We start from the raw sequence: 321 nt of genomic DNA on the forward strand, positions 1-321 counted from the left end.
GCGAGCACACGCGGATTGAACAGCGCTTCCTTCACGCTGAAGGCGCGCACCGCCTCGCGATGCTCGCGTTCCTGCTGCTGGCGCGCGACGAGCCACGTGCGTTCGTCGGCGGCAAGCCAGCTGGCATCGGCCGGCTTGTCGGTCAGGTAGAACCACACCGCGAATGCCAGCAGCAGGGCGGGCAGCGCTTCGATCAGATAGACCCACTGCCAGCCGGCGAGGCCGCCGAGGCCGCGCGCCGCATAGGCGTAGAAGGCGCCGGCATTGCCGATGTGGCGCGACATGGCGACATAACCAACCGCGAACAGGAGCAGCAGCAGC

At 68.2% G+C, this 321-nt stretch carries 1 pseudogene; it reads right to left on the bottom strand.

The window, feature by feature from the left end:
• Nucleotides 1-284 (bottom strand): annotated as a pseudogene (locus tag EN852_RS37935) (hypothetical protein); the annotation flags it as partial.
• Nucleotides 285-321: the final 37 nt, after the last annotated feature.

This window comes from Mesorhizobium sp. M2E.F.Ca.ET.209.01.1.1 (assembly GCF_004010375.2).
Taxonomy (GTDB): Bacteria; Pseudomonadota; Alphaproteobacteria; order Rhizobiales; family Rhizobiaceae; genus Mesorhizobium.